The organism is Nocardia sp. alder85J (assembly GCF_020176955.2).
GTDB lineage: Bacteria > Actinomycetota > Actinomycetes > Mycobacteriales > Mycobacteriaceae > Nocardia.
Genome location: NZ_JAIUCZ020000006.1, coordinates 64,038 through 89,517, shown reverse-complemented (window position 1 = coordinate 89,517; position 25,480 = coordinate 64,038). Strand labels below are relative to the sequence as shown.

At 67.2% G+C, this 25,480-nt stretch carries 26 protein-coding genes and 2 pseudogenes; 15 read left to right on the top strand and 13 right to left on the bottom strand.

Features of this window, described 5'->3' with window-relative positions; genetic code table 11:
- Positions 1-395 precede the first annotated feature (395 nt).
- The 5 genes from LBW94_RS23515 to LBW94_RS23495 form a co-directional block, all read right to left on the bottom strand.
- A complete protein-coding gene (locus tag LBW94_RS23515; protein WP_225061767.1) occupies positions 396-641 on the bottom strand; it encodes a hypothetical protein in 246 nt (81 codons plus the stop codon).
- 17 nt (positions 642-658) lie between these two features.
- Positions 659-922 (bottom strand): hypothetical protein, encoded by a 264-nt coding sequence (locus tag LBW94_RS23510; protein WP_225061766.1) that lies wholly within the window; start codon positions 920-922, stop codon positions 659-661.
- A complete protein-coding gene (locus LBW94_RS23505; RefSeq protein WP_225061765.1) occupies positions 919-1,074 on the bottom strand; it encodes a hypothetical protein in 156 nt (51 codons plus the stop codon). The genes LBW94_RS23510 and LBW94_RS23505 overlap by 4 nt, the downstream gene beginning before the upstream one ends.
- The gene (locus LBW94_RS23500; RefSeq protein ID WP_225061764.1) at positions 1,074-1,289 is read right to left on the bottom strand and encodes a hypothetical protein; all 216 of its coding nucleotides are present in this window, start codon (positions 1,287-1,289) and stop codon (positions 1,074-1,076) included. Before LBW94_RS23500 ends, LBW94_RS23505 begins: the two co-directional genes overlap by 1 nt.
- Before the next feature lie 179 nt (positions 1,290-1,468).
- On the bottom strand, positions 1,469-2,758 hold the full coding sequence (locus LBW94_RS23495) for a helix-turn-helix domain-containing protein (protein ID WP_225061763.1): 1,290 nt from the start codon (positions 2,756-2,758) through the stop codon (positions 1,469-1,471).
- A gap of 146 nt (positions 2,759-2,904) precedes the next feature.
- Here LBW94_RS23495 and moaA point away from each other — a divergent pair, with 146 nt between their 5' ends.
- Together moaA and LBW94_RS23485 are read left to right on the top strand one after the other, a co-directional pair.
- Positions 2,905-3,963, top strand: coding sequence for a GTP 3',8-cyclase MoaA (gene moaA / locus LBW94_RS23490; protein ID WP_225061762.1), 1,059 nt, complete (start codon positions 2,905-2,907; stop codon positions 3,961-3,963).
- Positions 3,956-4,198, top strand: a complete 243-nt coding sequence (locus LBW94_RS23485) for a MoaD/ThiS family protein (protein WP_225061761.1) — start codon at positions 3,956-3,958, stop codon at positions 4,196-4,198. Before moaA ends, LBW94_RS23485 begins: the two co-directional genes overlap by 8 nt.
- Positions 4,199-4,310: 112 nt before the next feature.
- Here LBW94_RS23485 and LBW94_RS23480 read toward each other — a convergent pair whose 3' ends face one another.
- A complete protein-coding gene (locus LBW94_RS23480) occupies positions 4,311-4,910 on the bottom strand; it encodes a TetR/AcrR family transcriptional regulator (protein ID WP_225061788.1) in 600 nt (199 codons plus the stop codon).
- A 199-nt stretch (positions 4,911-5,109) separates the two neighbouring features.
- Here LBW94_RS23480 and LBW94_RS23475 point away from each other — a divergent pair, with 199 nt between their 5' ends.
- From LBW94_RS23475 to nrdE, 4 genes are all read left to right on the top strand, one after another.
- Positions 5,110-5,673, top strand: coding sequence for an NAD(P)H-dependent oxidoreductase (locus LBW94_RS23475; RefSeq protein WP_225061760.1), 564 nt, complete (start codon positions 5,110-5,112; stop codon positions 5,671-5,673).
- 591 nt (positions 5,674-6,264) lie between these two features.
- Positions 6,265-6,498, top strand: a complete 234-nt coding sequence (locus LBW94_RS23470) for a redoxin NrdH (protein WP_225061759.1) — start codon at positions 6,265-6,267, stop codon at positions 6,496-6,498.
- Between the two features lie 55 nt (positions 6,499-6,553).
- Positions 6,554-7,006, top strand: a complete 453-nt coding sequence (gene nrdI, locus LBW94_RS23465; protein ID WP_225061758.1) for a class Ib ribonucleoside-diphosphate reductase assembly flavoprotein NrdI — start codon at positions 6,554-6,556, stop codon at positions 7,004-7,006.
- 59 nt (positions 7,007-7,065) lie between these two features.
- Complete coding sequence (gene nrdE / locus LBW94_RS23460) at positions 7,066-9,147, top strand: class 1b ribonucleoside-diphosphate reductase subunit alpha (RefSeq protein WP_255635141.1); 2,082 nt, start codon at positions 7,066-7,068, stop codon at positions 9,145-9,147.
- Between the two features lie 83 nt (positions 9,148-9,230).
- On the opposite strand, the gene LBW94_RS23455 is transcribed toward nrdE, so the two are convergent.
- The gene (locus LBW94_RS23455) at positions 9,231-9,770 is read right to left on the bottom strand and encodes an RDD family protein (protein WP_225061756.1); all 540 of its coding nucleotides are present in this window, start codon (positions 9,768-9,770) and stop codon (positions 9,231-9,233) included.
- A 77-nt stretch (positions 9,771-9,847) separates the two neighbouring features.
- A complete protein-coding gene (locus LBW94_RS23450) occupies positions 9,848-10,162 on the bottom strand; it encodes a type II toxin-antitoxin system PemK/MazF family toxin (RefSeq protein ID WP_225061755.1) in 315 nt (104 codons plus the stop codon).
- Between the two features lie 11 nt (positions 10,163-10,173).
- Between LBW94_RS23450 and LBW94_RS23445 the strand changes: the two genes are divergently transcribed.
- The 6 genes from LBW94_RS23445 to LBW94_RS23420 all read left to right on the top strand — a co-directional run bounded on the left by LBW94_RS23445 (position 10,174) and on the right by LBW94_RS23420 (position 20,194).
- The gene (locus tag LBW94_RS23445; protein WP_225061754.1) at positions 10,174-10,677 is read left to right on the top strand and encodes a hypothetical protein; all 504 of its coding nucleotides are present in this window, start codon (positions 10,174-10,176) and stop codon (positions 10,675-10,677) included.
- Positions 10,678-10,891: 214 nt separating this feature from the next.
- Positions 10,892-11,854, top strand: coding sequence for a class 1b ribonucleoside-diphosphate reductase subunit beta (gene nrdF / locus LBW94_RS23440; protein ID WP_225061753.1), 963 nt, complete (start codon positions 10,892-10,894; stop codon positions 11,852-11,854).
- 166 nt (positions 11,855-12,020) lie between these two features.
- Positions 12,021-13,565: a DUF2397 domain-containing protein gene (locus tag LBW94_RS23435; protein WP_225061752.1), complete on the top strand. Its 1,545-nt coding sequence runs from the start codon at positions 12,021-12,023 to the stop codon at positions 13,563-13,565.
- Positions 13,566-13,585: 20 nt separating this feature from the next.
- The gene (locus LBW94_RS23430; RefSeq protein ID WP_225061751.1) at positions 13,586-14,731 is read left to right on the top strand and encodes a DUF2398 family protein; all 1,146 of its coding nucleotides are present in this window, start codon (positions 13,586-13,588) and stop codon (positions 14,729-14,731) included.
- Positions 14,728-18,975 (top strand): TIGR02680 family protein, encoded by a 4,248-nt coding sequence (locus tag LBW94_RS23425; protein WP_225061750.1) that lies wholly within the window; start codon positions 14,728-14,730, stop codon positions 18,973-18,975. The genes LBW94_RS23430 and LBW94_RS23425 overlap by 4 nt, the downstream gene beginning before the upstream one ends.
- The gene (locus LBW94_RS23420) at positions 18,968-20,194 is read left to right on the top strand and encodes a TIGR02679 domain-containing protein (protein WP_225061749.1); all 1,227 of its coding nucleotides are present in this window, start codon (positions 18,968-18,970) and stop codon (positions 20,192-20,194) included. Before LBW94_RS23425 ends, LBW94_RS23420 begins: the two co-directional genes overlap by 8 nt.
- A 246-nt stretch (positions 20,195-20,440) precedes the next feature.
- Here LBW94_RS23420 and LBW94_RS23415 read toward each other — a convergent pair.
- Positions 20,441-20,572, bottom strand: a pseudogene (locus LBW94_RS23415) (lipase family protein); the annotation flags it as partial.
- A 7-nt stretch (positions 20,573-20,579) separates the two neighbouring features.
- On the opposite strand from LBW94_RS23415, the pseudogene LBW94_RS44450 reads away from it, so the two are divergent.
- From LBW94_RS44450 to LBW94_RS23405, 3 genes and pseudogenes are all read left to right on the top strand, one after another.
- A pseudogene (locus tag LBW94_RS44450) lies at positions 20,580-20,666 on the top strand (helix-turn-helix transcriptional regulator); the annotation flags it as partial.
- Between the two features lie 45 nt (positions 20,667-20,711).
- On the top strand, positions 20,712-21,095 hold the full coding sequence (locus tag LBW94_RS23410) for a hypothetical protein (RefSeq protein WP_225061748.1): 384 nt from the start codon (positions 20,712-20,714) through the stop codon (positions 21,093-21,095).
- Between the two features lie 243 nt (positions 21,096-21,338).
- The gene (locus LBW94_RS23405) at positions 21,339-23,405 is read left to right on the top strand and encodes a GmrSD restriction endonuclease domain-containing protein (RefSeq protein ID WP_225061747.1); all 2,067 of its coding nucleotides are present in this window, start codon (positions 21,339-21,341) and stop codon (positions 23,403-23,405) included.
- 42 nt (positions 23,406-23,447) lie between these two features.
- Here the strand turns inward: LBW94_RS23405 and LBW94_RS23400 are convergent, their stop codons facing one another.
- The 4 genes from LBW94_RS23400 to LBW94_RS23385 form a co-directional block, all read right to left on the bottom strand.
- Positions 23,448-23,762 (bottom strand): hypothetical protein, encoded by a 315-nt coding sequence (locus tag LBW94_RS23400; protein WP_225061746.1) that lies wholly within the window; start codon positions 23,760-23,762, stop codon positions 23,448-23,450.
- A 36-nt stretch (positions 23,763-23,798) separates the two neighbouring features.
- Positions 23,799-24,371, bottom strand: a complete 573-nt coding sequence (locus tag LBW94_RS23395; RefSeq protein WP_225061745.1) for a hypothetical protein — start codon at positions 24,369-24,371, stop codon at positions 23,799-23,801.
- Entirely contained in the window at positions 24,368-24,955 is a 588-nt protein-coding gene (locus LBW94_RS23390; protein ID WP_225061744.1) for an exonuclease domain-containing protein, read from the bottom strand. Before LBW94_RS23390 ends, LBW94_RS23395 begins: the two co-directional genes overlap by 4 nt.
- Positions 24,956-25,128: 173 nt before the next feature.
- Positions 25,129-25,407 carry a hypothetical protein gene (locus LBW94_RS23385; protein ID WP_225061743.1) on the bottom strand — a complete coding sequence of 93 codons (279 nt, stop codon included), beginning with the start codon at positions 25,405-25,407 and terminating at the stop codon, positions 25,129-25,131.
- Positions 25,408-25,480 lie beyond the last annotated feature (73 nt).

Here is a 25,480-nt window from a genome sequence, read left to right as displayed (position 1 = left end):
AAGCGGTTCTTGCTGATCAGGGACCTGGTGTACGTCCGGCGGATATCAGCTGGACTGCTGTGACAGCGGTTCAGGTGCACCGTGGGTACCCATACCCCAGTCCGGGTAGTCCCGCAAAGTTGCTGTTCAGAGGGGTCGGCAAAAATGCCGGGGGTACGCACGGACTGCGTACCGTTCGTGTCGGGCGAGTGTTGAGAGTGAGTTCGGCTCACTCTCGACCTCGATGGTTTTATCAGCGAGGTCGTCACCCAGTTGCTCGCGTCGCACGAGCAACTGGGTGACAGGACGTCACTCTCTTTCGCAGCCTCGGCGCGCACGAGGAAGGGTCCAGCAGCTGGGTCACACCCAGCTGCTCGGCAGGCTCCGCGCGGGTCTAAGGAGTGCTTAGACCGCCGTCACTCCGGCGGCGGTCCGAGTTCGTCGAGCAGGCGCGCGTACTCGGGCTTGTTCTTCGCGTGGTGCGTGTAGAACCGGAACTTCCCCCAATACCCGTCGCCGGGTTCCGGTGGCGGTGGTCCGCCGGCGCGCATGGATTCGTACATGTCCTGTGGTCCGTGCGCTTTCAGGCTGGCGAGTCGGCTGTAGTAGACGTCCTGGGAGGTGAGGCCGTCGTCGTAGCCGTCTTCGTCATCGAGGCCCATCGGTCACTGTCTCCTGTTCACTCGTTGATACGTTCGCCGCACAGGTAGCGCCAGGCGTGTTCCTGTGCAGCCTCGACGCTGACCGCCGACGCCTCACGGACCACGGCCCCACTCGAGGCGTAGACAGTCCATGAGACCGACTCGGTGCCAGTGGCCCGGATCTGCGCGACCTGGTTCCCGGCGGGCAGGACCAGAGACCATTCGCCGCGGTGGTCGCCCTCGAGTCGCCACCCGTCGCGGACGTGGTGCGGGCGGAACGGGCCGAGATCGGGGCCGGTCACCGGTTGTCCCGTGCGTGTTCGGATTCGACGCGCGCGCGGATACCGTCCACGGACCGGTCCGGTGGTGGTTTGGTCGGCCAGTAGGCGACCAGCAGGTACAGCAGGTAGGCCACCGACAGGACGCCGCCGAGGGTCACGACGAATACACCCATCAGCGCACCGCCTTGAGGCCCAGGGTCGTGATGTTCCAGCGGGCCGCGCCTTTGGGTGAGGCGATCCAGCCACGCCGGGCGAGCGTGGTCACGGCGGTGCGGGCCGCTCGCCCGGTGAGGTGCGCCTGCCGCGCGATCTGCTCGACATCGAGCAGTCCGCCGGGTGCGAGCAGGTCCAGTACCCGTGTCTCTGCGCTCGCGTGATCGGTGGGCATCCGCGGTCCCCCTTTCCGGTAAAGGGGTCCCGGCGCTACCCGCTCGGGGCGCAGGTTGCGAGCCAATGCATTTCAGCGCCGGGACCTGTAACGAGCGTCACAGGCAGCGAGGGCGCGGAACAATGTCACTTCCGGATCGAGCCGACCGGAAGTGACATTCGTAGGATGAATCTAAATGGTCAGTAGTCCAACCGAATTGCGGTTGCCAACTCTCGCATGTCCGGGGTCAACGTACGCCGTTTGCTCACGATCGTTCCGAGGATGTCACGCGCATAACGTTGCTGCACAAGCCATTCCGGCGCTGTCCGCTGCACTGTCCGGAAGGCGTCGAGCGCCTCGCCGTAGCGGCCCATCTGAACATGAGCATTCGCCACGTCGAGCTTGTGCCGCATGCGGCTCGACCCCGCCGGTTCGATCACTGCGGCCGGCACCTTCGCGGCGATCGCCAGTGTCTTTTCCGGCTCGCGTGCGATGACGAACGACTCCGCTGAGATGTAGGACACCTCGAGCGGGCCGAACGTGCGCCCCAGGAGCCGTTCTACGTACACGTCGTGCCCGATGCGGGCAGCAGCGGCCCGAGCCAGCGACAGCGCGTCCTCGACCTCGCCAGGCTGGTTGTCGCGCACGGCAGCGTTCGCGATCTTCAGCCACAGGCGGCCCCACATCGCCACCGATTGCAGATTCGCGCGCGAGAACCGAGGCTCGATATCGTCGGCCCAGTTGACCGCTACCGTGCGAGCGTCATCGAGCCTGCCTTGCCGAAGCAACGCCCACAGGCGTGTGTCGATTGCGGTTGCCGCCTCGACCGCCGTCTCCGCTACGTCGACCGCCCGATCCAGCACAGCATCCGCCGCCTCGAACTGGCGGGTCTGCGCGAGAAGTGATGCCACCACGTTCAGCACCTTGAACCGCGGACCCCGGCCGTCGTCGAGACTGTCGACATCCCGAATCAGGTTGGGTAGCAACGCCGTAACCTCGCGGTAGCGGTCGGCGCTGATCATGCCCTGTACCGTCTCGAGCACCGCGTGAATGCCTTCGGGTGTCGCTGGTTCGTCCGGTTGTGCGATGTTGCCGAACAGAGCGTGCATGACCGGTTGCCATTGGGCCTCGGTGTCGCTGTCGGGCATCTCGTAGTCGGGTGCGGCCTGTAGCGCCGTGGTCCGGAGGTTCATCGCGACCGCGACCGCCCGCAGCGTCTCGAGGCGTGGTTCATAGTCGCCCTGCTCGATCTTGCGGAGCTGCGACAGCGAGACGCCGGCCGCGTCCGCCAACTGCCTTTGGGTCATGCCTGACCGTTTTCGGGCATTCTTCACCCGCTCTCCCACCACACTCATGTTGTCCACGCTACGACCGATCGGTTCGTCCGTGCAGGGGAAACGGAGCACTCCGCGGGCGTACGATCGGCGCTGCGCCACCACACTCATCGGCGCATCGAAGCCGTCACCCTCACCGGTGGCGGCTTCGTCCATGTCCGGCCCTCCGGTACGCAGACGGTACGCAACAACTGCACCGACCAGCCAACGCCAGCCAACGACCACAGCGGTAGATCCGCAGGTAGGCCAACTGCGTCAGCGCTGCTGTATCAAGCCAACGATCAAGTACATATTATGGGCGGATGACCGTCGTACTCATGGGACTGCCCGCCGTACGGGGCGGGCGGCCCGCGCTCGACGGCCGGCCCGACACACCCGAGCTGGTCGACAAGTTCGGCCGTGTCGCCCGGGACCTCCGGGTGTCGATCACCGAGAAGTGCTCGTTGCGCTGCACCTACTGCATGCCGGAGGAGGGGCTGCCGGCCATTCCGGCCGAGGAGTTGCTGTCCGCCGAGGAGATCGTGCGGCTGGTCGCGCTGGCGGTGCGCGAGCTGGGGGTGCGCGAGGTCCGCTTCACCGGTGGCGAGCCGCTGATGCGGCGCGACCTGGAACGGATCCTCGCCGGTTGCCGCGGCGAGGTGCCGGGCACGCCGCTGGCCATGACCACCAACGGCGTGGGGCTCGAGCATCGGGTGCGCGGCCTGGCGGCCGCCGGATTGCGCCGGGTCAACGTCTCGCTGGACACCGTCGACCGCGCCGGTTTCGCCCGGCTGACCCGGCGCGACCGGCTGGCCTCGGTGCAGGCGGGCATCCGGGCCGCGCATGCGGCCGGGCTGGCGCCGGTGAAGGTGAACGCGGTGCTGATGCGCGAAACACTCTCCGGCGCAGCGGATCTGCTGCAATGGTGTCTCGCCGAAGGGTGTGAGCTGCGGTTCATCGAGGAGATGCCGCTGGACGCCGATCACGAGTGGGCCCGGGTCAACATGGTCACCGCCGCCGAACTGCTGGAGGTGCTGGGCACGCGTTTCGCGCTGTCCGCGGCCGGCCGCCCGGATCCGTCGGCGCCGGCGGAGACCTGGCTGGTCGACGGCGGTCCCGGCACCGTCGGCATCATCGCCTCGGTCACCCGCAAGTTCTGCGGGGACTGCGACCGCACCCGGCTCACCGCCGACGGTATGGTGCGGTCCTGCCTGTTCAGCGACCAGGAATACGATCTGCGCAGTCTGCTGCGCGCGGGCGCCTCCGACGCCGAGGTGGCCACGGTGTGGCGGGGCGCGATGTGGAACAAGTGGGCCGGCCACGGCATCGGCGCCGAGGGGTTCGCACCACCGGAACGAACGATGGGAGCAATCGGTGGTTGAGATCCGCTACTTCGCCGCCATCGCCGACGCGGTCGGCAAGGCGAGCGAACGTTTCGACCTGCCCGCCGACGCGACCGTCGCCGACCTGCGCCGCGTGCTGGCCGGCGCCTACGGCCCCGATCTGGGGCCGATGCTGAAGGTGTGCGCCTTCCTCGTCGACGACGAACTGACCCGCGACGACGCCACCGTGCTGACCTCCCGGGTGGATGTACTGCCGCCGTTCGCGGGCGGGTGAGTGTGCGCCTCCTCGGCCGGGCCGGGGGAGTGTGTTCCGGCCGGGCCGGGCGAGTGTGCGTTGCCGCCGGGCCGGGTGAGCGCGTGCTCCGGCGGTGCCGGGTGAACGTGTCTCAGGCCGGGACGATCGTGCGGACCAGATGTTCCCAGTGGCCGACGATCTGGTCCGGCGTGTAACCGAGGACGCGGATCTGGTGCAGCACCAGTGCGGCGTCCAGGCTCGCCAGCAGGGTGTCGGCCAGCAGCGGGATGTCCCCGGCCGCTCCGGCCTGCCGGAGTAGCAGCGCCACATGGGTTTTCGCGATGTTGTAGGGGGCGCTGGCGTGGCTGCCCCGATCGGCGGCGCGGCGGATCTCACCCTCGACCTCGATGAGCGCCAGCCGGGCCCGGCCGAAGGCGATCAGCCTGGTCACCGGCGGCGCGTCGGGTCCCAGCGGCGGCGGCCCGAACATGTAGGCGGCCTGGAGTTTTCGATCGGACTGGTCCAGCAGCGCGAGCATCAGCCCGGCCCGGTTGCCGAACCGGCGGAACACCGTGCCCTTGCCGACCCCGGCCCGCTTGGCGACCGCGTCCATGGTGACCGCGTCGGCGCCCTCCTCGCGGACCAGCTGTTCGGCCGCGTCCAGCAGCAACTGGCGGTTGCGGGCGGCGTCGCTGCGCTCGGGATGTCCGAGCAGCACCGGTAGTCCGCCGATCAGATCGTGGCCGGGCATGTCGACCGAGACCGCTTCGATCGGCAGCTGGTTCGGCCACGGCTCGGTACAGGGATCCTCGGCGCACGGGTCGGTCCGGGCGTCTGTGTCGCGGTTCACGGCTGACTTCCTCGGGGGTCGGAATAGAAGCGGACCATAGTCCGGTTATCGTGTCGCAGAGGCGCCACGCGGCGCAATACCGCATCAGGAGGAATCGTCCATGTCCCAGACTCGCATTCTCGCGCTCGTCGGCAGCCTGCGGGCCGCGTCGATCAACCGGCAGCTCGCCGAGGCCGCGGCGCAGAACGCCCCGGAGGGCGTGGCGGTGAGCATCTACGAGGGCCTCGGTGAGATTCCTTTCTACAACGAGGACATCGATGTGGCGGGCCGGGTGCCCGCGGCGGCCGCCGCGGTCCGGGCGGCCGTCGCCGACGCCGACGCGCTGGTGTTGTTCGTACCCGAATACAACGGCACCATTCCGGCGGCGCTGAAGAACGTCATCGACTGGGTGTCGCGGCCTTACGGCACCGGCGCCCTCAAGGGCAAGCCGGTCGCGGTGATCAGCGCGTCGATCAGTGCGAACGCCGCGAAGTGGGCGCACGCCGACACCGTCAAGGCGCTGGGCGTCGCGGGCGCGGCAGTGGTGGAGGACGCCACCGTGCACTTCGGCGGCATCGGCACGCGCTTCGCCGAGGCGCACCCGAGCAAGGATGCCGAGGCGCTCGCGGAGCTGGCCGGCGCGCTGCGCGCGCTGATCTCGACGATCGAGATCGCCGCCGCCTGACACGCGCCGCCGCTCGCGCGTCCGGCCAGGGCCCGCCCCCGTCGCACCTCGACGGGAGCGGGCCCTGGTGCTGTGTACGGGGGTGGTGTGTTCGCCTGGACGACGGTGGCGTATCGGCCGTGGACGGCAAGTGGCGTGAGGGGTGCGCGGTGCTTCCGGGACTTTTCGGGACTTCCGGGATGGATGAGATCCCTGTGACGAATGGGGGAGATGAGTTTGCTGAGAAGGAACTGTAGTGTGAAATCGTGATCTACGCCACTGTCGTGTCGAGTTGCGGGATCGTCTGTCCAGGTACTTACGCCTGGCGAATTCCACGCCTGTGACTCGCAACATGTCGTGTTGGATGATTCTGTCGGCCACTAGGTGTAGTGTCTGGCGTACTGGAAGGCGACGCGGGTTCCGAGCCGGTCACGGCGCGGAACCTGGCAACGCTGGGCTCTCGCCGACCTGTGGCGGGCATGCGCCCGGCGTTGGCTGGGCCACCGTCCGATGCTGCTCGTTCTTTCCGGGGTTTGCGTAGCACCACATGGATCTGCCAGTCGTGCACTGCAAGGTTGCATCGGGTCGAGGATGAAGAGAGAGGGAAACTCTATGACCGTCACCGTCTACACCAAGCCCGCGTGTGTCCAGTGCAATGCCACCTACCGCGCTCTCGACAAGGTCGGCGTCGACTACGAGGTCATCGACATCTCGGAGAATCCGGACGCCCGCGACTACGTCATGGCGCTGGGGTATCTGCAGGCCCCCGTCGTCGTCGCCGGCGACGACCACTGGTCCGGCTTCCGTCCGGACCGCATCAAGTCTCTGGCCGCCCTGGTGGCCTGAGCTGCTGTCGCCGTCGCGCTGGGTGCAGCGGGCGGTGGGAAGGGGAGTGGCTGCGATGGACGATCTGCTGGTCTACTTCTCGAGCGCATCGGAGAATACGCACCGCTTCGTGGAGCGGCTGGGACTCCCGGCCGTCCGCATCCCGCTGCACACCGCCGACTCGCTGCGGGTCGACGAACCCTATGTGCTGATCTGTCCGACCTACGGGGGCGGGCGGCATGTGCTGGGGGGCAACCGGTCCGACAAGGAATTCGTCCCGAGACAGGTGGCGAAGTTCCTCAACGATCCGCACAATCGTGGGTTGCTGCGCGGCGTCATCGCGGCGGGCAACACCAACTTCGGTGAGACGTACTGCTATGCGGGAGAGGTCATCTCCCGCAAGTGCGGGGTGCCGTACCTGTATCGCTTCGAACTCATGGGAACCGCGGAGGACGTCGAGCGCGTCCGAGAGGGATTGGGATTGTTTTGGCAACGACCACAGCACCGGCCGGAAAGACGGCCCGCCTAGAGCGTCCGGTCAGTAACGAGGCCGCCACCGAGGACCTCGACTACCACGCCCTCAACGCGATGCTGAACCTGTACGGCCCGAACGGCGAGATCCAGTTCGACAAGGATGTCGCCGCCGCTCGCCAGTACTTCCTCCAGCACGTCAACCAGAACACTGTCTTCTTCCACAACCTGGACGAGAAGCTCGACTATCTGATCCGGGAGAACTACTACGAGGCCGAGGTACTGGACAAGTACAGCCGGGCCTTCGTGAAGAAGCTGTTCCAGCAGGCGTACGCGAAGAAGTTCCGGTTCCCGACCTTCCTCGGCGCGTTCAAGTACTACACCTCGTACACACTGAAGACCTTCGACGGCAAGCGTTACCTGGAGCGGTTCGAGGACCGGGTGTGCATGGTCGCGCTGACCCTCGCCGCCGGTGACGAGGCGCTGGCGCAGGAGCTGGTCGAGGAGATCATCTCCGGTCGTTTCCAGCCCGCCACCCCGACCTTCCTCAATTCGGGCAAGAAGCAGCGCGGCGAGCCGGTGTCCTGTTTCCTGTTGCGCATCGAGGACAATATGGAGTCCATCGGGCGCTCCATCAACTCCGCGTTGCAGCTGTCCAAGCGCGGCGGCGGAGTCGCGTTGCTGCTCAGCAACATTCGCGAGCACGGCGCCCCGATCAAGAAGATCGAGAACCAGTCCTCGGGCGTCATCCCGATCATGAAGCTGCTGGAGGATTCGTTCTCCTACGCCAATCAGCTCGGCGCGCGCCAGGGCGCGGGCGCGGTCTATCTGCACGCGCACCACCCCGACATCTACCGTTTCCTCGACACCAAGCGGGAGAACGCGGACGAGAAGATCCGCATCAAGACGCTGTCGCTGGGCGTGGTCATCCCGGACATCACCTTCGAACTGGCCCGCAAGAACGAGGACATGTACCTCTTCTCGCCGTACGACGTGGAACGTATCTATGGCGTGCCGTTCGCGGATGTGGACGTCACCGAGAAGTACCACGAGATGGTCGACGACAAGCGCATCCGCAAGACGAAGATCAAGGCGCGCGAGTTCTTCCAGACGCTGGCCGAATTGCAGTTCGAGTCGGGCTACCCCTACATCATGTTCGAGGACACGGTGAACCGGGCGAATCCGGTGGCGGGCAAGATCACCCACTCCAACCTGTGCTCGGAGATCCTGCAGGTCTCCACCCCGTCGGTCTACAACGACGACCTGTCCTACGCCGAGGTCGGCAAGGACATCTCCTGCAACCTGGGCTCGCTGAACATCGCCCAGACCATGGATTCGCCGGACTTCGCCCGCTCGGTGGAGACGGCGATCCGCGCGCTCACCGCGGTATCGGACCAGACCCACATCCACTCGGTGCCGTCGATCGAGCAGGGCAACAACGAATCCCACGCCATCGGCCTCGGCCAGATGAACCTGCACGGCTACCTGGCCCGGGAGCGCGTCCACTACGGCTCCGCCGAGGGCGTCGACTTCACCAACATCTACTTCTACACGATCGCCTACCACGCGATCCGGGCCTCCAACCAGATCGCGATCGAACGCGGCCGGGCCTTCGGCGGTTTCGAGAATTCGAAGTACGCCGACGGTACCTACTTCGACAAGTACACCGAGCAGGCCTGGGAGCCGGCCACCGACCGGGTCCGGCAACTGTTCGCCGACGCCGCGGTGCGCATCCCGACCCAGGACGACTGGCGTGAGTTGCGGGCGTCGGTGATGGAACACGGCATCTACAACCAGAACCTGCAAGCCGTACCCCCCACCGGCTCGATCTCCTACATCAACCACTCCACCAGCTCCATCCATCCGGTGGCGTCGAAGATCGAGATCCGCAAGGAGGGCAAGATCGGGCGCGTCTACTACCCGGCGCCCTACATGGACAACGACAACCTCGAATACTTCGAGGACGCGTACGAGATCGGCTACGAGAAGATCATCGACACGTACGCCGCCGCCACCCAGCACGTGGACCAGGGCCTGTCGCTGACGCTGTTCTTCAAGGACACCGCTACCACCCGCGACGTCAACAAGGCCCAGATCTACGCCTGGCGCAAGGGCATCAAAACCCTCTACTACATCCGCATCCGCCAGATGGCCCTGGAGGGAACCGAAGTCGAGGGCTGCGTGAGTTGCATGCTGTAGAAGTCGTGGCGCACAGGGTGTTTCCGGCTCGGAGGCGCCCTGTGAGGCACGGACCGTCGCGTGCGCGTGTGGTGTATCGCGTTTCAGGGGAACATGTCGGCGACGTTTGCCAGGCACATGAATACCGCGCAGCACCAGAATTTGATGAGCTGCCAGAGGGTGATCGGATAGTCGCCGGGATTGTGCAGGCGCAGCCCGAACACGGCCTTGCCGATCGTGGTGTAGGTCAGGCGCTGAAAGAATGTCCGGTGCACGAACGAAACGACAGCCCAGGCCAGTACGGCGCACACGATGGCCGGCTGGGGACCGATGGAGTGTTCGTAGGCGGCGAACCAGACTCCGGTCGCGACCGCCGCGTGCAGAGCCGTGTCGATCGAGAAGGCGAGCGTCACGAGCAGTGCGCGCGCCCATCCCTCGAGCGCGGGAAACCAACGGCTGCGCGCGAACAGGTCCATCGCTCCCGGCCGAGGCGCGGTCGCCGGGTCGGAAGGGGTTGCCGGGGCGGCATAGTGCAGGCGACCGTCGGTTCCGCGGACGAACTGCTCGTCCGAGATCATTCCTCGCCGCGGTGTATCCGATCGGGTGGTGCCGCCCATCGCGACCCGGTGCTGCTGCTCGTTCATCGCCACATCCCACCGGATCGTCCTTATGAATCGCTTGGCGTCCGGTTGCGATCGCGGGCTGCCCCACCCACATCGGGTCAGAGCAGTCCCAGCTTCAGCATCAATGCCCTATCCAGTTCGGCCGGTTCGGTTCCGACCGGGCTTGCTTTGAACGCGCCGAGTCGTTCGGGGGCGACAGTGAAGATCTGATCGGTGAGAATGCGGGTTTGCGTGCCGTCGAACTCGATGACCGGCCGGTATACGGCTGGGCCTGCGCTGGTCGACGTCATCGCGACGGTGACCGCGTTGGAAGGGAATCGGTCCGATTGGATGATCACGGCGTGCCGGTGGCCTTGTTGCTCATGTCCGCGGGTGCCGGGCAGCGCTTGGAACCCGGCGCCGACCGGCGGCATGCTGAGCGGTGATGAAGAAATTTTCGGAATACCGGCTGGGAATCGATTTCGGCCGGGTTGTCCAAGGGGCCGCGCTCGAACCGGGAGATGAGGACACGGTCTTCCTGTCCGGCGGGCTCGAGCAGGCGCTGAGCAGCCCGCCCAGCGCGGGCGCGTTCGAGGCGTTGGCCCGGCTGGTGCCGCGGTTCGACGGTGCGTGGGTCATCTCCAAATGCGGGCCGCGGATCGAGGAGCGGACCCGCCAGTGGCTCGATCAACACGATTTCTACGGTGCCACGGGCGTGCCCCGCGATCATGTACGGTTCTGCCGGGCTCGCAGGGACAAGGCGATCCACTGTGGCGAGCTCGGTATCACCCACATGATCGATGATCGGCTCGATGTGCATCGAGCGCTCCACGGGCTGGTGCCGCACCTGTTCTGGTTCGGTATGCAGACCGAGCCGGCCCCGGAGTGGGTGGTGCCGGTGCCGACCTGGTCGGTGGCGGAGGCCGCGGTACTGGCCACGCTCGCCTGACGGCGTGTCCGGATGGCCCGGCGACTCCGGTATGCGCCGGGGCCGCGATCTGGCACACTGCGAGCACGGTCCCGCGTGGCAGGCCGCACCCCTCCGTCATTCGGAGGAGAATGGTGTCGAGACACAAGGTGTTGTGCTGCCGAAGGTTGTCGGCCCCCAATAGTAGTGTTCTCCGGTGAGGAAACCGGCGAGGTAGAAGGGTGAGTGAGCAGGCGTGAAGCTGATCGACCGGGTGTCCGCGATCAACTGGAATCGTGTGACCGACGAGAAGGACGCCGAGGTCTGGGATCGGCTCGTGGGCAACTTCTGGCTGCCCGAGAAGGTGCCGGTCTCCAACGACATCCCGTCGTGGGCCACCCTGACGGCCAACGAGAAGCAGCTGACCATGCGGGTCTTCACCGGCCTCACCCTGCTGGACACCATCCAGGGCACCGTCGGCGCGGTCAGCCTCATTCCCGACGCGATCACCCCGCACGAGGAGGCGGTGCTCACCAACATCGCGTTCATGGAGTCGGTGCACGCCAAGAGCTACAGCTCCATCTTCTCCACGCTGTGCTCCACCCGCGAGATCGACGACGCCTTCCGCTGGTCCGAGGAGAACCGTAACCTCCAGCGCAAGGCCGAGATCGTCCTCGAGTACTACCGAGGCGACGAGCCGCTCAAGCGCAAGGTGGCCTCCACGCTGCTGGAGAGCTTCCTGTTCTACTCCGGCTTCTACCTGCCGATGTACTGGTCCTCCCGAGCCAAGCTCACCAACACCGCCGACCTGATCCGCCTGATCATCCGCGACGAGGCCGTGCACGGGTACTACATCGGGTACAAGTACCAGAAGGGCCTCGAGCCGCTGACCCAGCCCGAGCGCGAGGAGTTGAAGAACTACACCTTCGAGCTGCTGTTCGAGCTGTACGAGAACGAGGTGGAGTACACCCAGGACCTCTACGACGAGGTCGGGCTCACGGAGGACGTCAAGAAGTTCCTCCGGTACAACGCGAACAAGGCGTTGATGAACCTGGGGTACGAGGGGCTGTTCCCGAAGGACGAGACGGATGTGAATCCGGCCATCCTGTCGGCACTTTCGCCGAACGCGGATGAGAACCACGACTTCTTCTCGGGGTCCGGGTCTTCGTACGTCATCGGCAAGGCCGTGAATACGGAGGACGAGGACTGGGCGTTCTGAGCCCGGTCGGCGTCGGCCGAGCTGTCGAAGCTCGCGACTGGCACGAGCGTAGGCTCTCGGCCTTCGCTGGTGACAGTCGTCTGACCCCGCCTCGCCGGATGTCGGAAAAGGCTCGCAATGCCGTCCCTGGGCGCACCCCCGGTCCGGGGCTGGGTAGGGTTTCGGTATGACGGCCGGGGATGAGGTGCCGGAATCGGCTGGTGTCGATCAGTGGGCGGCGTACCTGCCGGGGCAGGAGTTGGTTCCGACCTATCTGGTGTCGCGGTTCGCGGCGCAGTACCGCGCGATCGTCGAGGTCATGCTGGAGGCGCAGGACACCAGCCTGACCGGGATGTCGTTCGAGGAGGTCGCAGCGCGGCTACGGACCTGGCTGGGCGAGCGGGTCGAATCGGTCGTGGCCGATCGGCTCGTGGGTGATGATGTGTTCCCGCTGGAAGGACGACTGGACAGCCTGGTGAACTGGGGTGTCCTCACCCGATGGCAGGAGCCGGCACGTACCGGTGAGGATTTCCTGCGTCGCCGCGACCGATTCCAGTTGACCCCGACCGCCGCACGGTTGCACGCGTTCTGGACACTGGAGCTGGAGTCCGACGAGGATGCGGCCGCCGATCTGACCCTCGCGCCGCGGGCCATCCACGACCGACTGCGGCAATTCGCCGCCGCGGTGCGCGAGCGGCAGTTTCCGGCGGCGGCCGCGGAGTATCAGCAGATCATCACCTTGCAGCACAGCATGGCAGTGGCGGCGCGCACCTGGCAGCGCAGTCTGGCGCACGCATTGTCCGGCGCACCGGACTCCGGCAGGCAGGAGATCCTGTGGCGCACTTTGCAGGCGTACGTCGGGATGTGGGGTGAGCAGGTCGACATCTACACCCCGACCGTGGCAGCCGTGATCGTCGAGCTGGAACCGCTGCTGTCCGAACAGATCTGGCGAGCGTGTGTACGCGGCGCGCTGCCTGCGGACGTGGCGGATTCGATCGTCGAACCACAGGTCCGGCGTTGGGTGGGCACCTGGGAGGCGCTGCGCGGATGGTTCGCCGGCGGCGACGGCCAGGCTCGCCGCTTGCGTCGCCAGCTGCGTGATCTGGTGGCGCCGTGGGCGCGCAACATGCACATCCTGATGGACACCGGTGGTGCGCTCACCCGGCGTAGCGAATTTCTCACGCTGGCGCGTTCGATCGAGCGTGCCCCCGACGACGAGACGGCGTGGCGGATGTGGGACACGGCGATGGGCGTCTTCCCGGCCCGGCATCTGCTGGTCTGCGCGGAAGGCGCCGACGAACATGCGGTGTCGTGGGCCGACGCCGATCCGGCGCCGATCACCGCGCGGTTCCGTGAACACGGGCATCGCGCGGCAGTCGGCAAGCGCACCAAGGCGATCGACAATTCCGCCGGCCGCGCAGCCGCTCGCCGAGCCCGGTCCGCGGCGCGCGCCGAGCGACTGGCCGCCGAAGCGGAATTGCGAACCCGGTCCGGCACCTCGATGTCGACCTGGACGCCGTTGACCGAGCCCCAACTGGAAGTGCTGTTGGACTTCATCGCCGTGGCCAGGGCACGCCACGGTGAACAACGACATACCGCAGTGACCGAGGACGGACGCTGGCAGGTCACGCTCACGGTGCCGACCGACGGTGCCACCACGACCATCGATACCGAACAGGGCCGGTTCGTCACCCGGGACTGGTTCTTCGAGCTGGAATCGGCCCGGCCGTAGTCCGAGCTATCGTTTAGCGCGTGGCGGCGAGTAGAGATGAGGTGGATCGGCGGCGCGCCTTCGTGGGCTTGCTCGCCAACCCGGTGCTCGATCGGCGTCGCGATCCGGAACTGTTCGGCTTGGTGCGGCATCCGCAGCATCGCCCTGAGTTGTCGAATTGGTTCAGCTCGCGACTCGGGTACCGGCTGATCGTCACCGATACCGGCGCGCGATTGTTCCGTTTGCCGTTGGGGGACACCGTGATTGCGCCCCGTCGCGTGGAGATGCCGCCGCGGCGCGCATTGGTGCTGGCATTGCTGGCCGCGGCCGCCGCCGAGGACGCCGAGGACATCACGACCACCCAGGACCTGTCCGATCGAGTGCGGGTGCTGTCGAACCGTGACGACGCCGAAATCACCGCCTACGACCCGGACCGGTTCGCCGAGCGGAAACTGTTCGCCACGGCGATGAAGCTGCTGATGTCGACCGGCGCGCTGGCGCCCGTCGATGCCGGTGGGGATGAACAGCGCGACGGGTGGGCGCGGCGCACAGACAAGATCGGCGGCACCTATGCGGTGCGGCGTGAGATGCTGTTGCGCATGGTCGATCCGGCCGCGTTCGCGGCGGCCCTCGGTACCCGTGGACCGGCGACCATCGAAGTCGCCGAACGATTTTCGGTCATGCGGCGGCTGCTGGAACTGCCGGTCTGCCTGTACAGTGATCTGACCGAGGCCGAGCGGGCCTACCTGATCCGGCAGCGCAGTCGAATCGTGGCCTGGTGCACCGAAATGACCGGGTGGACGGTCGAACAGCGGGCGGAGGGGCTGGCGCTGATCGCCACTGACGAAGCAGACACGGACCTGCCGTTCCCGCGACTGCGAGCCGTCGATTTCGTCAGCCTGATGGTGCTCGATGAACTGTATCGGCGCCGCGACGACGCGGGTGTGGTGAGTGAGGCGGATCTGACCGCGGCGGTGGCCGAGGTCGCGGTGCGTCATCCCAAGTCGATCACCGCCGACATCGCCTCCGACGCCGCTCGACGCGAGCGCGCGCTCGATCTGCTCCGAGCATTGGATCTGATTCGACCAGGCCCGGGGCGCGACTGGTGGCAGCTCACCCCGATCGCTGCCCGGTACCGCGATCCGCACGTGGTGGCGGTGACGACTCGATTGGAGGACGCGCAGTGACCGAGCTCGATGAGGCCATCATCGAACACGGCGCCACCGTGACGGAAATGCTGAACCACGTGGGTCTACGGGACGAGGTCGGGTGGCTGCGGGCCGCGCAGACCGGCGGGCTGCCCGCGCCGGGCCGGCCCCGATGGCAGCCGCTGCGGGTCGGTATCGCGAACCTGTGGGAGTACGACGATGCCGAATTCTGGTTCGCCGACGGCCGATTGGTGCTGCGTGGCGGTAACGGCGCCGGTAAGACCAAGGTGCTGGAGCTGACCACGCTGATGCTGCTCCGCGGCGAGATCGCGCCGTCGGTCCTCGACCCCTTCGGCTCACAGCACCGGACCATGCGGTTCAATCTGCTGCCGACCGGGGACGGTGACGATCCGCGGCCGCCGGTGGACGTCGGCCTCGGATACGCCTGGGTGGAATTCGGCCGCCGCGACGACGACGGGACCGAGCATTTCTTCACCTGCGGCCTCGGTGCGTCGGCCCGGGCCGGGACCGGGTCCACACCGGTGAGCACGTGGCACTTCGTCACCCGGTTGCGACTGGGACCGGATTTCCGCCTGATCAGCGAGGGCCGGGCGGTCGAGCAGAAGGATCTGAAGAAGCTCGACGGAATCACGATGCCGCCGAGCGCCGTTGCCTATCGAGCGAGGCTGGCCGACGAGCTGTTCGGGCTGTCACCCGAGTCGTACGACAATCTCACGGAGCTGCTCAAGCAGTTGCGCAAGCCGAAACTCGGCGAACGGCTCAACCCCGCCAGTCTCGCCAATACTCTGCGGGACGCGTTGCCGCCGTTGGCCACTCATGAAGTGGATCAGCTGGCGGACGGATGGGAGCATCTCGAACAGCTGCGGTCGGCGATGCAGCGCACCGAGGACGCCGCGCGGGCGATCGCGACGTTCGTTCGGGTCGGCTGGCGGCCGTGGGCGCGGGTGGTGCTGCGTCGCCGTGCCGACGAAATGGCAAGTGCCACCACACAGCTGGACAAGACCACCGCCGACAAGAAGGCCGCCGAGGGGCAGGTGGAACAGACGCGCGCCGAATTGGAGTCGACGCGAACCATACTGGCGCAGACCAAGTCCGAGCACGTCGACGCCGACGCCACGCTGCGGGAGTTGCTGGAATCCCAGGCGTATCAGGACGCGGTGGCGGCCGCCGGGCGGGTGGAAAGCCTGCGTCGCGAAACCGTGGCATTGCGTTCGCAGCGGCAGGGGGTGGTGACGCGGGAACAACGGGAGCAGGATGCGGAGCGGAAGGCCGGTCAGCGGGCGGAGGTCGCGCGGGCCGAAACGGTGCGAGCCGGTGCGGACGTCGAGGACGCGGCGCAACGTCTGACGACGGTAGCCACCGACGCCGGCTTGGCTCGCGCACTCACGCGGCATCTGCCGGAGCGGGATGTCGACGCGCTCCACGGTGAACACCAGTCCAGGACAGTGCGTTTCGGGCATCTCACCGCACTCGACGGTGAGCGCGGCGAGGCCCAGCGGACAGCGGACCGCTCCGAACAGGCGGTCGAACTGGCGTCGAAGGCGGTGAGCGACGCCACCGGGGACGAGGACCGGGCCCGGCACGAGGTCCAGCGTGCGGCCGCGACGTTGACCGAGCAGGTACGTGCCTGGGCCGCCGAAGCGTCGGAAGCTGTCTGCACCGCCGAACTGACCGGCCGGTGGTGTGACCTGATCGCGGAGATGACCGTCATCGATGACGATGGGACGCCGCCGCGCCCACCGTCGGTGGTGGAGGCGATGCGCGCGCATGTCGCGGCGTTCCGGTCGGCCCGGACCGAGCGGGTCGAAGCACTCCGGCTCGCACGCGTGCCGGTCGCGGTCGAACGTGATGCGGTCGCCGACCGGCTCGAGACGGCGAGGCGCAGCACCGAGTCCGAGCCCGCCGAACCGGTGTCATGGCAGCGCAGAATCCGGCCTGCACTCCCGGCCGAGCAGGGGGCGCCGCTGTGGCGACTGGTGAATCCGGTACGCGGCCTCGATGATTCGACGCTCGCCGCCCTGGAAACCGCGCTGGCCGGTTCGGGACTGCTCGACGCGTGGGTCGCCCCGGACGGATCGGTCGATTTCGCATCGATGGATGTTCACGTTTCGGTCGGGTATGCGCCGGTCGAGTCGAATCTGCTGGCCGTTCTGGAGCCGGCGACCGCCGGCGGGGTCCCCCTCGACGTCATCACCCGAATCCTGGCCGGTTTCGGCTGGTACGAGCGGGCGAACGAGCACGCGGACGGCGATTGGTGTGCCGCCGACGGGAGTTGGCGACTCGGCGGGCTCGCCGGCCGTGGCGCTTCCCGAGGCCCGGCCGCATATCTCGGCGCGGCCGCGCGCGCGGCCGCGCGGGCGCGACTGATCGCCCGGCTGGAAACCGATCTGGCGGCGCTGGAACAGCGAATCGGGGAGTTCGACGAACAACTCGCCGCGGCCGATACCGCGTTGCGGCGCTTGGACATCGAAGCCCGGACCATACCGGTGCCCGGGGAGCGCGAGGTGACCGTCGCGGTCGTGCGGTGGGCCGAACGTCACCGGTCCCGGCTGGCCCTCGCCGCGGCGCTCGCCGGTAAGGAAGACGTCCACCACGGCGATCTCGCACGGCTGGATCAGAAGCGAGCGGTCTTCGCCGAATACGCCGGCACGCACGGTTTCCGGCTGACCGACCTCGACGGGCAGCGGCGTGCCCTGGCCGAATTCGGTGATCACCTGACCGACTACCGGTATGCCCTCGAGAAATTGCAGGTGCGGGAGGACGCCCTGGCCGGTGCCCTGGCCGTCCATCAGGAGCGAGTCGAAGCGCTGCGGGCGGTCCAGGCCGAGTCGGAGGGCGTCGCGGTCCGATTGCGCCAGGCGGAAGTCAAGCTCGGCACCGCGGAACAAGCTCTCGGTGCCGGTGCCCGGCAGCAACTCGATCGGAAGCACGATCTCGAGCAGCTGTGCGCCCGGCTCACCGCGACGATCGACTCGCATTCCGATCGGTTGATCACGGCGCAGTCCGCGCAACTGCACGCGGAGAACGTGCTGGCCAATCACGAGCAGCGGCGCGCGGAGGCCGAGTTGCGCCGGGACGCGGCGATGACCGCGCTCTGGGAGGCGGTCGACGCCGGGCTGGCTCGAACGCTGGATCTGGAGCTGCCACAACGTCACGCGGTACAGCCGGCGCGGGAGCTCGCCACGGCGATTCGCCGCGAGGTCGAGGTGAAGGCCGAGGAATCAGATCAGTCCCGGGCGTGGGGTGCCTGTGTGCAGAAGCTCGAGGAGCTCCGGCAGGCGCTGCTGCCGTCACAGGACGCGCGAGTGCTCGACGAGGACGACACCCTGCCCCGGGTCGAGATCCACAGTGATGCCGCCCACGGGTTCGAACTCCCGCCCGACGCCGCCGACACCCTGGCCGACCTGGTCCGGGGACAGCGGGAGAGCTACGACGCGGAGCAACAACGGGTGCTCGCGACCCTGCTCGGATCGACCTTCATCGAGCATCTGAAGGACCGGTTGGACTACACCACCCGCACCTTCGCGAACATCAACGCGCACCTCGTCTCGCACCCGACCCGGCAGGGACATGCGGTGAAGGTGGTGTGCGAAGCGGACCCGTCCGACCCGGACGCGGAAGCGGTCGTCGGCGCCCTCGGCCAGGGCTACGCCGAATTGTCGCCGGAGCGGCAGGAACTGGTGCGGGAGTTTCTGTCCCGCAGGATCGAGCAGGCCCGCAGCGATGCCGCCGCCGAAGGCGTCGCCGACTGGAAGCAGCAGCTCACGCGAGCCCTCGACTATCGCGGCTGGTTGCGGATAACCCTGCAATACCGGCCGGGGTCGACCAGTAAGTGGTCGCTGTTCGACGCGGCCAAGCACGGCGCGAAATCCGGTGGCGAGAAGGTGGTGCTGCTGTCCCAGCCGCTGTTCGCCGCCGCCGTCGTCGCCTACGACGCCGCCGTCGCGCACGCGCCGCGCTGGGTGTGGCTGGACGAGGCGATGACCGGGGTCGACACGCAGATCAAGGCCTCCTTCATGGGCCTGACCGTCGACTTCGAACTCGACATCATGCTGACGGCACACGACGAGTGGTGCAACTACGACACCGTGCCGGCGGTCGCGGTATACGACTTGGCTCGTGAACGACACCTGCCAGGGGTGGACGTGCTGCCCTACCTGTGGTGTGGCGGGACCCTGACCACTGTCGAGGTCGACCGTTTGGGGTTCACCGCCGCCGCGGAGCCGCCGACCGAGGGCCTGTTCGGGATCGACGATGAATGAGCCGGTGCCGCATGGACTCCGGGAGTGGGCCGCGCTGCCCGGTCCGGCGCGGGTCCTCGACACGGTTCGTCGGCGCGCACACCGTGGTGGCAGTCTGGATCGCGGAACGCTGAGTGTCACTTTGACAACCGAGGAGCGCCAACAGGTCGGGCGCCTGCTGGGAGCGAGATGGGAGGTGTCCCGCCGCCCGGTCACCCTGCACGCCTTCGCTTCCGGGCTCGCCGGTCACGGACTCACCGTGCGAAGGTTCGTCGAAGCGCTCGACGGCACGCCGTTGATCGATCGCAGGGAGATCAGAGAAGCCGAACATCACGCAGCGCGACAAGAGCGGATGCGGGTACTGGAAATACTCGATGCCGCCGGAGTGCCGACCGAGGTGACCCAGCGGTGGCTGGCCGACCGGAGCATCCCCAACCCCGGCACCGGACGGACAGCCGAACTGGCCGAACGGGTAGCCGCGGTGTGGGCCCGGTTACCGTGGGCGGGGCAGCCATGGCGGCTGGCACAACTGGCCGCGACCGTCACCCACGACGCGCACGCCCTGGACTACGACACCGAGCTGGGCCGGGCGGTGGCCCGGCTCGTCGCGGCACAGACCGGTATCGCACGCCCGGCCCGCCCCGGACGTGAATGGCGCGCGGTGTGGTCGGCCGCCGGTGTCCGCTGCGACACAGTGTCCTCCCGAGTGTTGACCCTGAACCTGCCCTTGGACATCACCGCCGGTCACCGGCGCGGCGTCCCCGCATGGCTCACGTTGCGGGACCTGTTGGGGCCGTGGCATTTCGAGCCATCGCCGCAGCGCATCTACGTGTGTGAGAACCCGACTGTCGTCGAGGCGGCGGCGGACGAGCTGGGACGGCACTGTGCGCCGCTGATCTGTACCGACGGGGTGCCGGCGCTGGCGGCGCTGGATCTGATCGCCGGTGCCGACGACGCGGGCATCGAGTTGCGGGTACGAGCGGATATCGACGCGGCCGGGTTCGTCATCGTGGACACCGTGCGCACGGCGGCGCCCCGGGCCGAACCGTGGCGCTTCGATGTGGCTACCTACACCGGGTATTTCGGTGCTGGGGAAGGGGATTCGCTCATCGAGGTGTACCGGTCGTGCGGACGGGATCTGCACGAGGAGTCGGTGCTGGGGGAGTTGCTCGGGGACCTGGCCGGTACGGCTGCCGATATTGCCGGTCGGATCGGCACGTGGTCCGGTACCGCGAAATGAACGCGGTTCCGTGTCGGAGCTTTCCGGGGTGCAGACCACATCGGCCACAGCGTCCATGGATATGGTTCGTGCCTGCGGTTGTGGACGACCACCGCCGGATCACGTGAATCAGTGGGCGTCCGCGCCCAGCGGATAACCGAACAGGCCGAGGAAGGTCTGGCCGAGCGAGTCCGTGGTGGTGCGATCGCCCTGGGCGTCGAGGGCGAGCCAGCCCACGTCGACGGTGTGGCAGCCCGTGGCGGCGGGGACGCCGTCGAGACGGTCGCGCAGCCAGTTCAGGGCCGGGCCGGTGCCGGAGATCTCGGTGGCGATGTGTTCGCCGAGATGTTCACGGGTGTACTGGATCTGGGCCTGCGGGTCGGCGCAGTAGGGGGACAGGGGATTCGCGGCGGCGACGCTGGCCGATATCTGCGCGGCGGCCGGGCTGTCGCGCCGCCAGTTCTACGAACTGTTCGACAGTCCGGAGGATCTGCTGATCGCCGCCTACGACGACACGCAGCGCCTCGTCGGCGACGCGGTGACCGAGGCCCTGGCGAACGACGCTGAGACCGATCCCGAACTGGTCGCGCGAAAGGCGATGCGCGCCTACCTGGAAGCCCTCCGCGACGAGCCGCTGCGCGTGCGACTCGCCTATGTGGAGGTCGTCGGCGTCAGCGACCGGGTCGAGGCCCACCGCGAACACACCCGCGAACAGTGGGCCGAGGTGATCGCCGGGATCGCCGCGAGACTCGGTGGCGCACGGCCACTGTCACCGGAACAGCAACAGCTGGCCGCGGCGGCGTTCATCGGCGCGGTCAACGGCCTGGTCCACCGCTGGAGCCTGCATCAGCCCGGCCATCCCGTCGACGAGCTGGCCGAGACCCTCGCGAACATTCTGATCGCGCTGTACACCGTTCCCTGAATCCCGCAGAGACAACGGATTCGACGGTTGCGCAGAGCGGGCGCGTTCACCAGAGCAAGTCAGATGCAGTGCCGGGACCGGTTCGGAGCCCGGGCGCTGGGTGAGGCTGGGCGGGATCTGCACGAGGAATCGGCGCTGGAGTATTCGGCCGGGCACGATATGCCCCGCCACTCGTCGCCACTAGGTTTACTGTCGTAACCAGTCCGGCGGCATGGCCGGTTCGTGAGCAGGGGAGTGTGGTCGGTGGTCGCAGCGCAGGAGACCAGCCTTCAGAAGATACTGGAAGGCACCGCGCAGTATTTCGTTCCGCTGTATCAGCGCCCATTTGCCTGGGGAACCGACCAGTTCCGCGAGCTGTGGCAGGACATCGTTCAACTGGCAGAGGATCGGAGAAGCGAACCGGAGGCCACGCACTTCCTCGGATCGGTGGTTCTCGCACCGGTTCCGGGCAGCGTGGCGGGTGCGATCAGCCGCTTCCTCGTGGTCGATGGTCAGCAGCGTATGACGACCGTGACGCTGTTGCTGGCAGCGATCCGGGACCATTTGCGGGAGCACGACGGCTCCGCGCGTCGTGATGTCGACCGCATTCAGAATCAGTTGCTCACCAACCAGTACGAAGACGACCCGTATCGGCTGAAGTTGCTGCCGACTCAGACGGATCGAGCCGCCTACACCGCTGTGATCGACCGCAGTCGGCCCATTGGTGACGAGGACCGGGTCAGCGTCGCTCACGGTTTCTTCCGCGATCAACTGCTCGGCCTGGATGCCGAGGGACCTACGGTCGCGCAGATCTATCAGGCGATCACGATCGGCCTGTCGGTGGTGTCGATCAGCACCCATGCCGGCGATAACGTGCATCGAATTTTCCAGTCGCTCAACAACACCGGTATGAAGCTGACCGCGGGCGATCTGGTTCGCAACTATTTGTTCATGCGGCTGCCGACTCGAAGCGACGAGGTGTACCGCACCCATTGGAAGCCGTTGCAGGACGCGCTCGACCAGAATCAGCGGCTGGAGACTCTGCTCTGGCTGGATCTGTTGCACACCAGGCCGAAGGTGAAGCAGTCGGACACCTTCGCCGGCCAGCAGGCCAGACTGGAGAAACTGCGTACCGAGGATGAGGTCGTGGCGGAGGTCGAGCGGATCGCTCGGCTCGGACACCTTTACCGGATCATGTGGGAGCCGTCGGAGGAGGCCGATCCCGTTGTGCGAGAGCGTCTGAGCCGATTGCTCGAGTGGGATTCGACAACACCGGACCCGCTGGTGCTGCATCTGCTGGTACTGCGGGATCGCGGTGAGGCGACCTCGGAGCAGGTGGCGCGGGCGCTGCTGTATATCGAATCGCTGATGGTGCGCCGTTTTCTGGTCGGTCGCCTACCGCAGGGGCTCAATCGCCTCTTCGCAGCTGCCGTCCAGGAGCTGGACTCTTCGCTACCCGTCGACGAAGCGCTGCACCGGCATCTGTCGGCCGGCCGCAAGCACTACGCATCGGACCGTGAACTGGCGGAGGCGATCGCATCGGAACCGTACTACCTCAACGGCCGTGCGGCACAGCGGAAGACGATGCTGCTGTGGATCGAGCGGCTCTTCGGCGCGAAAGAGAAAGTCGCACCGGAGACACTGACCATCGAGCACATCATGCCGCAAAAGCTGTCGCCCACTTGGCGAGCTGAGCTGGACCCGCTCGTCGGAGGATCCGATATCGACACGGTGCACGCCCGTTTGGTGCATACTCTCGGTAACTTGACATTGACCGGGTACAACTCGGACCTCGGCAACCACGAATTCGAGTCGAAGCGAAAACAGCTGGGAGCCAGCAGTATCCGGATGAATCAAGGTATCGCCGACCGGCCCGTCTGGGGTCCCGAGGAGATCGAGACCCGCGCCCGGCAGCTGGCCGCACGGATCGCCGCCGCATGGCCCGGGCCGCTGGAGGATGGGAACGGATCGGAGAACCCTCTGTGGGTTGCGCTGAACCGGTTGCTCGAGCTGGTCCCGGCGGGACGGTGGACCACCTACGGTGACGTCGCCACTGTCATCGGCACGGCGGCGCAGCCGCTGGGTATGCGGTTGGCGTCGGTGCCGACCCCGAATGCGCACCGGGTGCTGAGCGTACAAGGTGCCATCTCGCCGACGTTCCGCTGGTCCGAGCCGGGTCGGACGGATGACCCCCGGGAGGTGCTCGAGGGCGAAGGTATTCAGTTCAACTCGGCAGGCCGGGCTGAACCCGCACAGCGGTTGACCCTCGATGATCTGGGGCGGTTGCGGGCCGAGGCGGACGGTGAGGTGGTGGCGGTCGCCGACGTCTGAGCAGGTCCGCAGAGGCAAGACGGAGCGGAACGTGAAGACTTTTCACGGATGGTAGCTTTCGTGAACCCAGGTGCAGCCGTCCACCTCGATCACATCGCCGGCGTCGAGCCGGACGTAGCTCGGTCCGTCGTAGGACTGGATGTCGGTAGCTGCGGAGTCGCGGGCGCCGAGGTAGGGCAGCCAGGTGATAAAGCAGGAGCCGTAGTCGTTCGAGCGGGGCCCGTCGGTGTGGTAGAGGCCCGGCAGTACGTCGGTGCCGACGACCTGCGTGCCTTCATTGAGCCAGGTTCTCGGATCGGCATGTGCCGCGCCGGCGGTCAGTGCGGTGGCGGCGAGGGTGACGAGGATGGTGGTCATTGTTCGGATCATTTTGTGCTCCAAGTCAATTGCTGATCACACTGTGCCGGATTCCGGCCAGCGGTGGATGGGGGCCGGTACCGGTGCGCCGTGCTCGGCAGCCGGGCTGAGCAGGGTGACGGCGCGGATGCCCGCAGTGACGGACCCGTCGCCGCGGGTGAGCAGCCAGCCGCCGAGGGCGAACCGGGCGGGTGGTGGGGCGGCGACTGCGAAGCCGGTGACGGTGAAGCATCCGTACGGCCGGCGGTCGAAGTGGGCGGCGATCAGGTCACCGTGGCCGACCGCGGCGACCGTGTCCTGCACATGCATCGGTGGGTCGGCCTGCGGTGGAGAGGCCAGTCGTTCGAGCATCACCAGGGTGTCCGCCGGCTTGACGCCCGTGGCGCCGGTGGTGAGCGGTCGGCCGGCCAGGACCAGGGTGTCGAGTGCGTCGGAGCGGGTGATCGTGCCCGCTACCCGATAGTGCCCGTACAGGTCGGCTCGGAAGACCGCCGTGATGTGCGTGCCGGGCGCGAGTTCGCCGAGCAGCGCGGCCATGCCGCGGACGTCCCGGCGCGATCCGAGGGCCAGATCCTCTATGCCGCCATGCGGCGGAACTACCTCGCTCATCGGCCACTCCATCCGATGGTGCGGCGCAGGCGGCAGCCGCTGACGCGGGCCAGGCCGGGGAGGTCGGTGGTTCCGGTCCGCTCGGCCAGCCGGATCACGATGTCGGCGGCCGCATCCGCGTCGCAGGTGGCGTCGTGGTGCTGCAGCAGTTTCACGCCGAGCGCGGCGGCGACGGTGGGCAGCTTGTTGTTGTGGAGGGACAGCAGCGACTGGGCGTACTCCTTGGTACAGCCGTAGGTCCACATCGGAACCGGCAGTCGGCTCTGTTCGCAGGCCTGCCGGACCGCCGAGATGTCGAACTCGGCGTTGTGCGCGATCACCGGCACGTTTCCGATCAGGCCGAGCACTTCCGGCCACACCTCGTGGAACCGGGGCTTGTTCGCGACCTGCTGCGGCGTGATCTTGTGGATGCGGATGTTCATCGGGGCGAAGGTGTCGATCCCGGTAGGCGGCCGGCATAGCCACGACCGGCTGTGAGTACGAATTCCGTTCACCACCATCGAGATTCCGATGGCACAGATGCTACCGCGGCGCTGATTGGCGGTTTCGACGTCGAATGCGGCGAAGGTCAGATCATGAGTCATGTTGGCTCCCAGAGGAAGTAGGATTGCTCGCACGCCCGTGCGTGCTGCGGGCGCAGGGGTCACCCGATCATGCGAATCGGGGGGAATCGAGAGTCGGTGCTGATAAGTGGGGTTATCCGCAAGCTCGGCGAGGTATGCGGAATCTGCACTTACGCTGTGCTTTTCGGCTTGTGTCAGTCCTGGCTGGTGAGGTGCCAGCCCTGGCAGTCCGGGCATCGGTACACCCGCTGTTCGCGGCGCCGTGGGTCGCTGTGGTCGATGCCGGCCAAGGCCAACTCGGCATCGGCGGCGGTGAAGTACTGCACCTTGCCGGTGATGCATCGAGCGATGCGGATCAGCGGGGGAAGGCCTGCGAGGTCGGCACCGCTGTGCAGCGTCAGCTCCCGCCGCACCGCCGCCTGGCGCGGTCGGTACTGGCGGTAGCACTGCCGGGACTGTCGATTGCTGCTCATCGTGACCCCCTGCTCGGTGTGCGGTGTGGCACAACGATCAAGCACGAGGCCTGAGTGTGTCGATGAGAATCTC

Bases quoted from the DNA above. Each gene is read 5' to 3' on its own strand.
- LBW94_RS23515 (WP_225061767.1), bottom strand. From the start codon at position 641: ATGGGCCTCGATGACGAAGACGGCTACGACGACGGCCTCACCTCCCAG.
- LBW94_RS23505 (WP_225061765.1), bottom strand. From the start codon at position 1,074: ATGGGTGTATTCGTCGTGACCCTCGGCGGCGTCCTGTCGGTGGCCTAC.
- LBW94_RS23500 (WP_225061764.1), bottom strand. From the start codon at position 1,289: ATGCCCACCGATCACGCGAGCGCAGAGACACGGGTACTGGACCTGCTC.
- LBW94_RS23495 (WP_225061763.1), bottom strand. From the start codon at position 2,758: ATGGACGAAGCCGCCACCGGTGAGGGTGACGGCTTCGATGCGCCGATG.
- moaA (WP_225061762.1), top strand. From the start codon at position 2,905: ATGACCGTCGTACTCATGGGACTGCCCGCCGTACGGGGCGGGCGGCCC.
- LBW94_RS23480 (WP_225061788.1), bottom strand. From the start codon at position 4,910: ATGCCCGGCCACGATCTGATCGGCGGACTACCGGTGCTGCTCGGACAT.
- LBW94_RS23475 (WP_225061760.1), top strand. From the start codon at position 5,110: ATGTCCCAGACTCGCATTCTCGCGCTCGTCGGCAGCCTGCGGGCCGCG.
- LBW94_RS23470 (WP_225061759.1), top strand. From the start codon at position 6,265: ATGACCGTCACCGTCTACACCAAGCCCGCGTGTGTCCAGTGCAATGCC.
- nrdI (WP_225061758.1), top strand. From the start codon at position 6,554: ATGGACGATCTGCTGGTCTACTTCTCGAGCGCATCGGAGAATACGCAC.
- nrdE (WP_255635141.1), top strand. From the start codon at position 7,066: ATGCTGAACCTGTACGGCCCGAACGGCGAGATCCAGTTCGACAAGGAT.
- LBW94_RS23455 (WP_225061756.1), bottom strand. From the start codon at position 9,770: ATGAACGAGCAGCAGCACCGGGTCGCGATGGGCGGCACCACCCGATCG.
- LBW94_RS23450 (WP_225061755.1), bottom strand. From the start codon at position 10,162: ATGCCGCCGGTCGGCGCCGGGTTCCAAGCGCTGCCCGGCACCCGCGGA.
- LBW94_RS23445 (WP_225061754.1), top strand. From the start codon at position 10,174: ATGAAGAAATTTTCGGAATACCGGCTGGGAATCGATTTCGGCCGGGTT.
- LBW94_RS23435 (WP_225061752.1), top strand. From the start codon at position 12,021: ATGACGGCCGGGGATGAGGTGCCGGAATCGGCTGGTGTCGATCAGTGG.
- LBW94_RS23420 (WP_225061749.1), top strand. From the start codon at position 18,968: ATGAATGAGCCGGTGCCGCATGGACTCCGGGAGTGGGCCGCGCTGCCC.
- LBW94_RS23400 (WP_225061746.1), bottom strand. From the start codon at position 23,762: ATGACCACCATCCTCGTCACCCTCGCCGCCACCGCACTGACCGCCGGC.
- LBW94_RS23395 (WP_225061745.1), bottom strand. From the start codon at position 24,371: ATGAGCGAGGTAGTTCCGCCGCATGGCGGCATAGAGGATCTGGCCCTC.
- LBW94_RS23390 (WP_225061744.1), bottom strand. From the start codon at position 24,955: ATGACTCATGATCTGACCTTCGCCGCATTCGACGTCGAAACCGCCAAT.
- LBW94_RS23385 (WP_225061743.1), bottom strand. From the start codon at position 25,407: ATGAGCAGCAATCGACAGTCCCGGCAGTGCTACCGCCAGTACCGACCG.